Origin of the sequence: Arthrobacter sp. K5 (assembly GCF_040448525.1) — a bacterium.
In the GTDB taxonomy this organism is placed as follows: Bacteria; Actinomycetota; Actinomycetes; order Actinomycetales; family Micrococcaceae; genus Arthrobacter; species Arthrobacter globiformis.
Genome location: NZ_CP159279.1, coordinates 45,347 through 58,949, shown reverse-complemented (window position 1 = coordinate 58,949; position 13,603 = coordinate 45,347). Strand labels below are relative to the sequence as shown.

6 protein-coding genes and 3 rRNA genes are annotated in these 13,603 nt (G+C 60.7%); 3 read left to right on the top strand and 6 right to left on the bottom strand.

Annotated features, from left to right (window positions below; genetic code table 11):
• Position 1 precedes the first annotated feature (1 nt).
• The gene (locus ABRP34_RS00255; RefSeq protein ID WP_353711827.1) at positions 2-892 is read right to left on the bottom strand and encodes a hypothetical protein; all 891 of its coding nucleotides are present in this window, start codon (positions 890-892) and stop codon (positions 2-4) included.
• Between the two features lie 54 nt (positions 893-946).
• Between ABRP34_RS00255 and ABRP34_RS00250 the strand changes: the two genes are divergently transcribed.
• The 3 genes from ABRP34_RS00250 (at position 947) to ABRP34_RS00240 (ending at position 6,257) form a co-directional block, all read left to right on the top strand.
• The gene (locus tag ABRP34_RS00250; protein ID WP_353711808.1) at positions 947-1,861 is read left to right on the top strand and encodes a hypothetical protein; all 915 of its coding nucleotides are present in this window, start codon (positions 947-949) and stop codon (positions 1,859-1,861) included.
• 305 nt (positions 1,862-2,166) lie between these two features.
• Positions 2,167-4,077, top strand: coding sequence for a cytochrome c oxidase assembly protein (locus ABRP34_RS00245; RefSeq protein ID WP_353711826.1), 1,911 nt, complete (start codon positions 2,167-2,169; stop codon positions 4,075-4,077).
• A gap of 224 nt (positions 4,078-4,301) precedes the next feature.
• Positions 4,302-6,257 (top strand): multicopper oxidase family protein, encoded by a 1,956-nt coding sequence (locus ABRP34_RS00240; RefSeq protein WP_353711825.1) that lies wholly within the window; start codon positions 4,302-4,304, stop codon positions 6,255-6,257.
• A gap of 51 nt (positions 6,258-6,308) precedes the next feature.
• Here the strand turns inward: ABRP34_RS00240 and rrf are convergent.
• From rrf to tyrS, 5 genes are all read right to left on the bottom strand, one after another.
• A 5S ribosomal RNA gene (rrf, locus tag ABRP34_RS00235) occupies positions 6,309-6,425 on the bottom strand.
• 154 nt (positions 6,426-6,579) lie between these two features.
• A 23S ribosomal RNA gene (locus tag ABRP34_RS00230) occupies positions 6,580-9,706 on the bottom strand.
• 543 nt (positions 9,707-10,249) lie between these two features.
• Positions 10,250-11,776 (bottom strand): 16S ribosomal RNA (locus ABRP34_RS00225).
• The 16S, 23S and 5S rRNA genes sit together here, the layout of an rRNA operon.
• Before the next feature lie 267 nt (positions 11,777-12,043).
• Positions 12,044-12,211: a hypothetical protein gene (locus ABRP34_RS00220; RefSeq protein ID WP_175304949.1), complete on the bottom strand. Its 168-nt coding sequence runs from the start codon at positions 12,209-12,211 to the stop codon at positions 12,044-12,046.
• Between the two features lie 64 nt (positions 12,212-12,275).
• Positions 12,276-13,589, bottom strand: a complete 1,314-nt coding sequence (gene tyrS / locus ABRP34_RS00215) for a tyrosine--tRNA ligase (RefSeq protein WP_353711804.1) — start codon at positions 13,587-13,589, stop codon at positions 12,276-12,278.
• Positions 13,590-13,603: the final 14 nt, after the last annotated feature.

Below are 13,603 nucleotides of genomic sequence, written 5' to 3'. Positions count from 1 at the left end.
ACTACTCCTCCGAGCCGTTCTGGCGGCGGTCGGCATCCTGCTGTTCGGTGTGCCCGGCTGCGGCGTGCTCGGCTTCGGCGATCTCGGCGTCGTCATCCGGCTCGGCGGAATCCTCGTCGGACTCGGCGTCGTCGGATTCGAAGTAGTCCGCCTCGGCGTCGTCCAGGTTTTCTACCGCAGCGTCCGCTGAGGGCCGCTGCGCGGCAGCTTCCTCCCCGGCGCTGATGCCGGGAGCCGCCTGGCTGTCGGAAGACCCTGCTCCGTCCTGCGCCGGCGTGCCAGCAGCGTGCGCAATCCGCTTCCGGCGTTCGGCTTCTTCGCGGGCTTCCTCTTCCTCGTCCCAGCCAAGGTCGATGATGTCCGGTTCCTCGGCCATGCCCAGGCCCAGGGCTTCTTCCGCTACGACGGCCTGCCGCTGCCATTTTCCGGCTTCGGTTTCGCGGCCGACGGCGGTCAGGGCGTCGGCATAGGCGCGGAACAGGCGCGGGCTGTAGGAAAAGGCCCGGTTGATGTCCAGCTGAGGGATCTCCAGCTCCGCCACGGCGGCGTCCAGCTGGCCAAGGTCGGCACGGGCGCCGGAGGCGACAATCGCCAGTTCCACCTTGCCGGGCGCGTCGAGGTCCTGGGCTTCCTCGGAACGGACGACGTCCAGGGCGCGGTCGGGCCGGCCCAGGCCGCGTTCGCAGTCGGCCATCACGGGCAGGTGGACGTTGGAACCGCTGATCCGGCGGTAGGTGCGGAACTCGCGCAGGGCCTCGCCGTAGTGTCCGGCGGCATAGGCGGTCAGGCCCACGGCCTCGCGGACAGCGGCAAGGCGTCCTCCGCGCCGGCTGGCAGCGAGGGCGTGCTGGAACGCGAGCTCAGGCTCGTCGTCGAGAAGCCGTCCGGCCATGACGAGGTGGCGGGCAACCCATTCCGCGCTGTTTGATTCCAGGGTTTTGATCTGGTGCTGCGTGGCGCGGTCGAGTTCCTTGCCCGTGACATCCTCATCGATTTCGGGCGAACGTTCACGGTCCGGGCGGTTGGCGCTGCGGAGGTCGCGGGCGTTGGGAACGCGGGCCGGGCGGTCCTCAGCCCTGTCGCGGCCAAACTGGCGGGGGCCGGAGTCGCCACGGTCAAAGCTGCGGGGTGCACGGTCCTCGCGGGGTGCACGGTCCGGCCGGTCGCCGAAAGGCCTGCGGTTGTCTCCGCCACCAAAGCTGCGGCGATCACCGTCGCCCTCGCGGCGGGGACGGTCACCAAAGGGCTTACGCTCACCGCCGCCAAAGCTACGGCGGTCACCCTCACCCTCACGGCGCGGACGATCACCAAACGGCTTACGCTCACGATCGCCAAACGGCTTACGCTCGCCACCACCAAAACCGCGGCGGTCACCCTCACCCTCACGGCGCGGACGATCACCAAACGGCTTACGCTCACGATCACCAAACGGCTTACGCTCGCCACCACCAAAACCGCGGCGGTCACCCTCACCCTCACGGCGCGGACGATCACCAAACGGCTTACGCTCACGATCACCAAACGGCTTACGCTCGCCACCACCAAAACCGCGGCGGTCACCCTCACCCTCACGGCGCGGACGATCACCAAACGGCTTACGCTCACCGCCACCGAAACTGCGACGATCGCCGTCGCCCTCGCGGCGCGGACGGTCACCAAACGGCTTACGCTCACCGCCACCGAAACTGCGACGATCGCCGTCGCCCTCACGGGAGCGGAAGCCCCGCGGATCCCCGCCGGAGTTATTGGTCCCCCTAAACGGGCCCCCCTGCCGTCCCCGGTTGCTTCCCGAGTCCCCCCGGTCATTTCCGCCGCGGTAACCGCCGCCCTTGTGCTCAGCCATAGTGGATTCCTCCTGTAGTGAGCCGACCACTGGCGCGATGTGCAGCCGCTCTTGTCCGTGTTTGGTTGTCTTGCGCGACCCGGGGTGAAGCATTCGGTGTCCGCATATCTCTAGCAATTCTAGGTGAGAGGCGGTGCCAGCCACTAACGGCGAGGGCCGTCCACGGGCCGGCGTGTGCATCCTCACAGCGTGGGCTACTCGGTCAGTTGCGGGCCCGCCCGTTTATTCGTGCTTCGGGGCGTCCGGGGAGCGCACCATCCCACAGGAAAAATCCAAGGAGGCGTGGCAAGACTGTGCCCTACAGCATCCGCCGAGGGGGGACCATGAAGAATTTCCGGACGAAGCCGGTGGCCGCTGCAGCCATGATCCTGGGTTGCGGGCTACTGGCACTGTTCGTTGCCTACTCAACCGAGGCCGGCCAGGAAGCAGCACTCCTTGACCGGACCGGCGCAGCGGTGATCTGGGGGCTTCCTGTTGCCAAGCTTGCTTTCAATGTCGCGGCTGCCGGGACTGTCGGACCTCTTGTCCTGGCGCTCTTTGCCCTTCCCCCAAAAGGAAAAGCGTTCTCGAAGGCACTCGTCCTTGCCGGTATATCCGCTGTGCTGTGGACAGCCGCCTCAGCCGCGGTCAGCGTCCTCACCTTCCACTCGCTGGCTAATCTGCCGCTGTTTTCGGAAGGATCCGGCGCCATCCTTGTGAGCTTCCTGACGGACGTCGACGCTGGGCGGAGAAATGCTTTGACCGTCGTGATTACGGCAGCCGTGGCGCTCCTGTGCTTCGGAGTTCAGAGCCAGCGGGCTGTAGCCGTCACGGCTGTGCTGGCTTCCGCGGGACTGATACCGCTGGCTCTAAACTCCCATGCCGCCGGAGGTGCCAGCCACGCCGACAGTACGGTTTCGGTGGTGATGCACATGGTCGCCGCAGCCATCTGGATCGGCGGTCTGGCGGCGCTCGTCCTGCTGCGGCGGACGCTGGAAACGGAGCTGCTGGCCGCGGTCCGGCGTTATTCGACGCTGGCGCTGCTGTCCTTCCTTGCCCTGGCAGTCTCGGGCGTGGCGGCGGGAGTGACAGGCATCGGCACGCTTGAAGGGCTGGCCACACCGTACGGCCTGATCCTCTTGGCCAAGACCGCAGCTCTGGGGGTTCTGGGCCTATTCGGTTCCCTGCACCGAAAGTGGATCCTTGCGAAGCTGGCGTGGGTCCCGGGCCGGGCACGGACCACTTTCGCAGTCCTGGCGGTGGCCGAACTTGCCGTCATGGCAGCCGCCTCTGGGCTGGCCGCCGCGCTGGCGCGCACCCCGCCGCCAACGGTCTCGCAGGCAGCACCCGCCCCGGTGTCCCTCCGTCTTCCGGGTTTTGTGGATCTCCTCAGCAGCTGGAAGCCGGATGCCCTGTGGATCTTCCTGTGTGCCGGCGCTCTGTTCTTGTATGCAGCCGGCGTGCGGCGCGTCAGGAACGGTGGCGGGCACTGGCCCGGTTACCGCGCGGGTCTTTGGGTGGCTGGAGTCGCGCTGCTGTTCCTGGTCACCAACGGAGGACTCCGCGTTTACCAGGAGTACCTGATCAGTGCCCACGTCACCACCCAGATGCTTCTTGTCGCCGTCGTTCCGCTCCTGCTGGTTCCGGGTGCGCCGCTGACATTGGCCAGGCTCGGCGCTGCGCCGAGGCAGGACGGGACCATAGGCGGTGCGGAAGCTCTCCTGTTAATCCTGCGTCCCGTTATGAGTGCATCGTCGGCGCCATATATGGCGGCCGCTGGCTTGGCCGCGGTGCTGGCTGCCCTGTACTACACGCCTTTATTGGAGTACTCGTCGCGCACCCAGTTCGGGTACCAAGCAATGGCCATGTTGGCGTTGCTCTCCGGCTGCCTGTTCACAGCTTCCCTTGCCCGCGCCACCCACGGCGGCCCTGGATCGTCACTGCCCTCCAGGCTGGCGACCTTAGGTGCCGTGGCTGCGCTCTATGCAGCGCACGGCTGGGCCCTCGCCCAACAAGCAGACCAGCTGCCGGACTCGCGGCGGCAGGAGTGGCTGATCACGGTGGGCCAGCCTTGGGACCAACCGGTTTTGGCGGTGGTCGAGCCGGCGGGCATGGCCATGTGGATCATCGCGGCCGGCACGCTTGGCGCGGCGGCGGCTGTGCTGTCCACGTCCCGCCAGCGCCGCGATCCGGTCGCACGGCACCGTTCCGGTACTGAGCGCGACCACAATCTGGTGATGTCCTCTGAGCCCTAATGGGCTTCGCCCCCACGCGGCCCCCCTTGGGTGGCTTCCACCCAAAGAAGGCCACCGCCAGCACTGCCTCCCTCAAGGTTTCCGCAGGGTAGGTAATACACCCTTCAACTAAATCAATTGGACTTTCTTTACGACGTCGGAGGTAGTCGTGTCAGTTACACGCCGTCAGGCATTGCAAATAGGTGGACTGGGGATCATCGGCGCGTTTGGGACTGGCCGTCCCCTTGACCTCCGTCAACGCCAAGTCAGCAAGCCAGCTGGCGTCCCGCAACATGCCGAAGCCCTTTCAACGGACACTTCCCATTCCGGAGGTACTCAGGCCCAGCAGCACGGTCGTGGACCCTGACGGCCACAAGCGGCACCTGTACAAGATTGAGCAGAAAGCCGCCCTGGCCAACATCGTGCCTGGCCTCAGCACACCGATCCTCGGCTACAACGGGACATTTCCGGGGCCGACCATCAAGGTGAATCAGGGCGAACGCATCACACTGGAGATGGACAACGTGTTGCCCCTGTTCCACCCGCAGTGGGGGTACCGGCTTGACACCTCCACCCACCTGCACGGGTCGGCGTCGCTGCCGCAGTTCGACGGCTACGCCAACGACCTCACCGGCCTGGGCTACTGCAAGGATTATGAATACCCCAACTTCCAGCCGGCACGGACGCTGTGGTACCACGACCACGCCGTCCACAATACGGCCCAGAGCGTCTACTCCGGTCTCGCTGCCCAGTACCACCTGCACGACGAAGTGGAGGGCAGCATTCTTCCGCAGGGAAGGTTTGACGTGCCGCTCACGGTATCCGACGCCATGTTCGCAGCCAACGGCTCCCTCGGCTACAACGACAACACCCATTCCGGCCTGTGGGGCGACGTCATCCTTGTCAACGGAGCGCCTTGGCCGGTGATGAAGGTCCAGCGCAGGATCTACCGCTTCCGTATTCTCAATGCCTCCATTGCGCGTTCCTACCGCTTCTCCCTGAGCACAGGAGACGCAATGACTATCGTCGCAACGGACGGCGGCCTGATGCCGGCCGCCCAGCAGGTGACCAACTGGCGTCACGGCGGCGCCGAGCGCTACGAAGTCCTCATCGACTTTTCGAAGTATCCCGTTGGCAAGCGGGTCGAATTGCGCAACCTGTCCAACAAGAACAATGTGGACTACGACTTCACCAACAGGGTCATGGCCTTCGACGTAACGGACGAGCCGGTAGACACGTCCGGTCCCGGCGCCAGGGTGCTGCCGACGCTTCTCGCCCCGAGCACGGCCATGAGCCTTAAGACGTCGGACTCTGTAAAGACCAGGCGCATGCGCGTAAAGCGGGACCTGGACGTCTGGACAATCGGCGGCATGACGTGGGACGAGGTGGTTGAGAGTGGCTACAGAAAGGTTCTCGCAAATCCCGACCTCGACGACGTGGAAATCTGGGAAATAGAAAACAGCTCGGGGGGATGGTTCCATCCGGTCCACATCCATCTGGTGGACTTCCAGGTCCTCAGCCGCAACGGGCAGGCACCCTTCGCCCACGAGCGTGGGCCCAAGGACGTTGTCTACGTGGGCGAGGGCGAGACGGTCCGGCTGCTCATGAAATTCGAACACCACCGCGGCAGGTACATGATCCACTGCCACAACCTGCCCCACGAGGACCACGACATGATGGCCCAGTTCAGCGTCGGCATCGACACGAACGACCCAGATCCCAATCATCCAGTGGAGGCCGTAAAGCCGCACCTGATCAACCAGACTGCACCGGCACAAGGGACGGAAGCGCCGGCACCACAGACCACCGAGGCAGCAGAGGTGGCCACACCGGTGACGACCACGCCGGCCACATCACCGGTGGCATCACCACCGGCACCAGCCCCGGCTGCGGCACCTGTGGGACAGAAAGACGTGGTGACCATTACCAGTGCCCGGCACCGGCTGAGGAAGGACATGACCTTCAGCGGTACTTCCAGGTACGCCGGGTCGACGGCAGCAACCTCGGCCACCATCGTGCTGTACGACGTGACACCAGGGCGAGCTGCCGCCCGCTTGGGAACTGTAAAGGCAAACTCCTCGGGAACTGGACGCTGGCGGTCAAGCCCGGACCTGCCAAGCAGGTCACCGCTGTCAAGGCCGAATCAAGCGCAGGCGGGACAGCAACAGCGAGCGTCAGGACCAGCTGAGAGGGTGTTTTAAATGCGGGAGAGCCCCGACCATGACTGGTTCGGGGCTCTCGACCTAATGGTTGTCCGGCGGTGACCTACTCTCCCACACCCTCCCGGGTGCAGTACCATCGGCGCTGTGGGTCTTAGCTTCCGGGTTCGGAATGGGACCGGGCGTTTCCCCCACGCTATGACCGCCGTAACCCTGTGTCCCGTCACACACCCGTGCGGGTGTGCGGGGGAAATCTTGTGGTTACAACAACTGTGGTGTTGTTATTCAGTTTATTTTGGTTCCTGTTCCAACGGGTTTGTTGGTTGGGAACCACATAGTGGACGCAAGCATGCTTTGTTCTTGTGTGGTGTAAGTTATCGGCCTATTAGTACCGGTCAGCTTCACGAGTCGTTAGTCCTCGCTTCCACATCCGGCCTATCAACCCAGTGGTCTGGCTGGGGGCCTCTCACACCCGAGGGTGTATGGAAATCTCATCTCGAAGCGAGCTTCCCGCTTAGATGCTTTCAGCGGTTATCCCATCCGAACGTAGCTAATCAGCGGTGCACTTGGCAGTACAACTGACACACCAGAGGTTCGTCCGTCCCGGTCCTCTCGTACTAAGGACAGCCCTTCTCAAATTTCCTGCGCGCGCAGCGGATAGGGACCGAACTGTCTCACGACGTTCTAAACCCAGCTCGCGTACCGCTTTAATGGGCGAACAGCCCAACCCTTGGGACCTACTCCAGCCCCAGGATGCGACGAGCCGACATCGAGGTGCCAAACCATGCCGTCGATATGGACTCTTGGGCAAGATCAGCCTGTTATCCCCGAGGTACCTTTTATCCGTTGAGCGACGGCCATTCCACAATGTACCGCCGGATCACTAGTCCCGACTTTCGTCCCTGCTCGAGATGTCTCTCTCACAGTCAAGCTCCCTTGTGCACTTACACTCGACACCTGATTGCCAACCAGGCTGAGGGAACCTTTGGGCGCCTCCGTTACTTTTTAGGAGGCAACCGCCCCAGTTAAACTACCCATCAGGCACTGTCCCTGACCCGGATTACGGGCCGAAGTTAGATGTCCAAAGTGACCAGAGTGGTATTTCAACGATGACTCCACCCGAACTGGCGTCCGGGCTTCAACGTCTCCCACCTATCCTACACAAGCCACTCCGAACACCAATACCAAACTATAGTAAAGGTCTCGGGGTCTTTCCGTCCTGCTGCGCGTAACGAGCATCTTTACTCGTACTGCAATTTCGCCGAGTTTATGGTTGAGACAGCGGGGAAGTCGTTACTCCATTCGTGCAGGTCGGAACTTACCCGACAAGGAATTTCGCTACCTTAGGATGGTTATAGTTACCACCGCCGTTTACTGGGGCTTTAAATTCTCAGCTTCGCCGTGAGGCTAACCGGTCCTCTTAACCTTCCAGCACCGGGCAGGAGTCAGTCCGTATACATCGTCTTGCGACTTCGCACGGACCTGTGTTTTTAGTAAACAGTCGCTTCCCTGGTCTCTGCGGCCCCGATCCCCTCCCGGACGCACGGTCCGTTCAAGGTTGGGGCCCCCCTTCTCCCGAAGTTACGGGGGCATTTTGCCGAGTTCCTTAACCATAATTCTCTCGATCGCCTTAGTATTCTCTACCTGATCACCTGTGTCGGTTTGGGGTACGGGCGGCTAAAACCTCGCGCCGATGCTTTTCTAGGCAGCATAGGATCACCGAATCCCCCCTTTACGGGAGTCCCGTCAGATCTCAGGCACATGAACAGCGGATTTGCCTACCGTTCGCCCTACATCCTTGGACCGGGACAACCATCGCCCGGCTCGGCTACCTTCCTGCGTCACACCTGTTAATACGCTTGCCTCCCAGGATCAGGTCCCGCGCTCCACCAAAACCCTTCACCCACAAGGGGTGTCAGGCAGGTCTCGGGCGGTTAGTATCCCCTGTTCAACATGGGCGGTTTTTCGCCGGTACGGGAATATCAACCCGTTGTCCATCGACTACGCCTGTCGGCCTCGCCTTAGGTCCCGACTTACCCAGGGCAGATTAGCTTGACCCTGGAACCCTTGATCATCCGGCGGACGGGTTTCTCACCCGTCTTTCGCTACTCATGCCTGCATTCTCACTCGTGTAGGCTCCACCGCTGGTTTACACCGCGACTTCACCGCCCACACGACGCTCCCCTACCCATCCACACTCCTGAACCACAAAGGCTTGGAAAATATGTGAATGCCACAACTTCGGCGGTGTACTTGAGCCCCGCTACATTGTCGGCGCGGAATCACTTGACCAGTGAGCTATTACGCACTCTTTTAAGGATGGCTGCTTCTAAGCCAACCTCCTGGTTGTCTTCGCAACTCCACATCCTTTCCCACTTAGCACACGCTTAGGGGCCTTAGTTGGTGGTCTGGGCTGTTTCCCTCTCGACTATGAAGCTTATCCCCCACAGTCTCACTGCTGCGCTCTCACTTACCGGCATTCGGAGTTTGGCTGACGTCAGTAACCTTGTAGGGCCCATTAGCCATCCAGTAGCTCTACCTCCGGTAAGAAACACGCAACGCTGCACCTAAATGCATTTCGGGGAGAACCAGCTATCACGAAGTTTGATTGGCCTTTCACCCCTACCCACAGCTCATCCCCTCCATTTTCAACTGAAGTGGGTTCGGTCCTCCACGACGTCTTACCGTCGCTTCAACCTGGCCATGGGTAGATCACTTCGCTTCGGGTCTAGATCACGCCACTGCAACGCCCTGTTCAGACTCGCTTTCGCTACGGCTTCCCCACACGGGTTAACCTCGCGACGTAACACTAACTCGCAGGCTCATTCTTCAAAAGGCACGCCGTCACAACTACTATGGCTGCTCCGACGGATTGTAAGCACACGGTTTCAGGTACTGTTTCACTCCCCTCCCGGGGTACTTTTCACCTTTCCCTCACGGTACTGGTCCGCTATCGGTCATTAGGGAGTATTTAGGCTTATCAGGTGGTCCTGACAGATTCACACGGGATTTCTCGGGCCCCGTGCTACTTGGGATACTCATCAAAGGCGGTACACAGCATTACGGTTACGGGGCTCACACCCTCTACGGCCGGCCTTTCAAGACCGTTCACCTATACCAGCACTCACACCTCCCCGGTCCGGCAGAACCAGGACAACAAGTCCCACAACCCCGCCCATGCAACGCCCGCCGGCTATCACACATGGGTCGGTTTAGCCTGATCCGCGTTCGCTCGCCACTACTAACGGAATCACTGTTGTTTTCTCTTCCTGCGGGTACTGAGATGTTTCACTTCCCCGCGTTCCCTCCACGCACCCTATGTGTTCAGATGCGGGTCACCAGATCACTCGCGCGTCTGGCGGGGTTTCCCCATTCGGACACCCTGGGATCACAGTCCGGTTATCGACTCCCCCAGGCTTATCGCAGATTCCTACGTCCTTCTTCGGCTCCTAATGCCAAGGCATCCACCGTGTGCTCTTAAAAACTTGACCACAAAAGATCAATCAGTAATTTTCGAGAGAACCATGAAAACCAACCACACCCAACAACCACCCCCAAAAAAGGAAGCCATCATCACGCGCAGCCAGATCCAGGTTCATATTCTTGGAAATTGCTTCTTATAAAAGATGCTCGCGTCCACTATGTAGTTCTCAAACAACAACCCCGTACCACACACCCCACACACAACCCCCCAAAGGGGCCAACGCGCATGACCGGTGCAGCCAGGAAACCAGAAACAAACAAGCCCCGGGAAAACACGGCCAAAAACCGCAGCCTCCCCGGCCCTGTTGCCTCAGGACCCAACAGTGTGCCAAACACTAAACCACGCATCCCCCACCCGCACCGTTCCAGGACAAACCCCCACAGGGAACCCATCCGTACTAAACACAGGAAAAAAACACGCGGCCGCTATCCGTTGATATTCCACCCATGAGCACCCGCCGCAGAACAAACGTCTGCGCAACGGGCCTTTACTCCTGACAACCCCTCCACACCCGCCTACACGGGCCGCAGAGACTGTAGGTGCTCCTTAGAAAGGAGGTGATCCAGCCGCACCTTCCGGTACGGCTACCTTGTTACGACTTAGTCCCAATCGCCAGTCCCACCTTCGACGGCTCCCTCCCACAAGGGGTTAGGCCACCGGCTTCGGGTGTTACCAACTTTCGTGACTTGACGGGCGGTGTGTACAAGGCCCGGGAACGTATTCACCGCAGCGTTGCTGATCTGCGATTACTAGCGACTCCGACTTCATGGGGTCGAGTTGCAGACCCCAATCCGAACTGAGACCGGCTTTTTGGGATTAGCTCCACCTCACAGTATCGCAACCCTTTGTACCGGCCATTGTAGCATGCGTGAAGCCCAAGACATAAGGGGCATGATGATTTGACGTCGTCCCCACCTTCCTCCGAGTTGACCCCGGCAGTCTCCCATGAGTCCCCGCCATTACGCGCTGGCAACATGGAACGAGGGTTGCGCTCGTTGCGGGACTTAACCCAACATCTCACGACACGAGCTGACGACAACCATGCACCACCTGTGAACCGGCCCCAAAAGGAGAAACCACATTTCTGCGGCGGTCCGGTCCATGTCAAGCCTTGGTAAGGTTCTTCGCGTTGCATCGAATTAATCCGCATGCTCCGCCGCTTGTGCGGGCCCCCGTCAATTCCTTTGAGTTTTAGCCTTGCGGCCGTACTCCCCAGGCGGGGCACTTAATGCGTTAGCTACGGCGCGGAAAACGTGGAATGTCCCCCACACCTAGTGCCCAACGTTTACGGCATGGACTACCAGGGTATCTAATCCTGTTCGCTCCCCATGCTTTCGCTCCTCAGCGTCAGTTAATGCCCAGAGACCTGCCTTCGCCATCGGTGTTCCTCCTGATATCTGCGCATTTCACCGCTACACCAGGAATTCCAGTCTCCCCTACATCACTCTAGTCTGCCCGTACCCACCGCAGATCCGGAGTTGAGCCCCGGACTTTCACGGCAGACGCGACAAACCGCCTACGAGCTCTTTACGCCCAATAATTCCGGATAACGCTTGCGCCCTACGTATTACCGCGGCTGCTGGCACGTAGTTAGCCGGCGCTTCTTCTGCAGGTACCGTCACTTTCGCTTCTTCCCTACTGAAAGAGGTTTACAACCCGAAGGCCGTCATCCCTCACGCGGCGTCGCTGCATCAGGCTTTCGCCCATTGTGCAATATTCCCCACTGCTGCCTCCCGTAGGAGTCTGGGCCGTGTCTCAGTCCCAGTGTGGCCGGTCACCCTCTCAGGCCGGCTACCCGTCGTCGCCTTGGTGAGCCATTACCTCACCAACAAGCTGATAGGCCGCGAGTCCATCCAAAACCACAAAAAGCTTTCCACCCCCCACCATGCGATGAGGAGTCATATCCGGTATTAGACCCAGTTTCCCAGGCTTATCCCAGAGTCAAGGGCAGGTTACTCACGTGTTACTCACCCGTTCGCCACTAATCCCCGGTGCAAGCACCGGATCATCGTTCGACTTGCATGTGTTAAGCACGCCGCCAGCGTTCATCCTGAGCCAGGATCAAACTCTCCGTTGAAGAAAAACAGACACAACCAACACCCCCGGAAATAACAGGAACGAAGGCTGCACAAAATTTGAAACCAGCTAAAAACACCAGGCCACACCACGGGGGTGGGCAGCCCGGCACAATCAACCAATTCATAAAAAAATCGGTATCAACAAACTTGGCACACTATTGAGTTCTCAAACAACAGACACATTCGAATACTCACGAAATAATTCAAGAATTATCATCTCGAATTTGCCTTTTCGCTTTTCTTCGCTGCGATGTTTCCAGCTTATTTCATTCATTTTCACTTTGCAAATCCGGGTTATTTACCCGATATTCACCTCGTGGAATGAATCCACCCAGCACTAATGGAAGCTTTTCTTCATTCATGCTTGAAGTTGAAGAATTGCTTCTCAGTGAAGGGGGTTTGTCACCGCTCAGCGGCGGCGACTCAGAAGACATTACACGCTCCCCCGCGGCCGTGCAAATCGGCTGCGGAGGAGCGTGCATTTTGCCTGTTCCGGTGCTAGGCGCCGGACACCTGAACCGTGGCCAGGTTCTTCTTGCCCCGGCGAAGCAGCAGGTACTTGCCGTGCAGCAGCTGGGAAGGTGGGATCACCGCGTCAGGATCCGTGACCTTGGCGTTGTTGACGTAGGCACCGCCCTCTCCGACGACACGGCGTGCGGCGGACTTGCTGTCCGAGAGCCCCGAGGCAACCAGCAAGTCGATGATGCCGAGCCCGGTGTCGTCCACGGAAGCGGACGGCAGTTCTGCAGTTGCCGCGGCAAGCGTCTGCTCGTCCAGCACCGACAGGTCGCCGTTGCCGAAAACGGCCGCGGAAGCAGCAATGACCTTTTCGGTGGCTTCGGCTCCGTGGACCAGGGCCGTCACTTCGTAGGCGAGCTTCCGCTGGCCTTCGCGGGCGAACGGACGCTCGGCGACAGACAGGGCAATCTCGTCAATCTCGGCCCGGGTGAGGAAGGTGAACACCTTCAGCCGGTCCACGACATCTGCATCGGCGGTGTTAAGCCAGAACTGGTAGAAGGTGTACGGGCTGACCATTGCGGAATCCAGCCAGATGGCGTTGCCCTCGCTCTTGCCGAACTTGGTGCCGTCGGCGTTGGTGATGAGCGGAGTGCCCAGCGCATGGACCGTCTTGCCCTCCACCTTGCGGATGAGTTCGGTGCCGCTGGTGAGGTTGCCCCACTGGTCCGAACCGCCGGTCTGCAGCATGCAGCCGTAGTCGCGGTAGAGCTGGAGGTAGTCCATGCCCTGCAGGATCTGGTAGCTGAATTCCGTGTAGCTGATGCCTTCCTCGGAGCTGAGGCGTGAGGCCACAGCGTCCTTGCGGAGCATGGTGCCCACGCGGAAGTGCTTGCCGACCTCGCGAAGGAAGTCGATCGCGCTCAGCGGTGCGGTCCAGTCGAGGTTGTTGACCATCCGGGCTGCGTTGACGCCGTCGAAGCTGAGGAAGCGGCGGACCTGGGCCTGCAGGTAGCCGACCCACTCGGAAACGGTGTCCTTGGTATTCAGGGTGCGTTCCGCCGTCGGACGCGGATCGCCGATCAGCCCGGTGGAGCCGCCCACGAGACCGAGGGGCTTGTGGCCGGCCAGCTGGAGCCGCCTCATGAGCAGGAGCTGGACCAGGTTTCCCAGGTGGAGGCTCGGCGCCGTGGGGTCGAATCCGCAGTAATAAGTGACCGGTTCCCCGGCGAGGAGCTTTTCCAGTTCCACCTCGTCGGTGGATACGTGGACAAGGCCGCGCCATTTGAGCTCCTGCCAGATGTTGGCGAAGCTGGGGTCGTTCTGCTGGGATTCGAGGTCGTTTAGTTGTGACACGCCTTCTAAGTTAG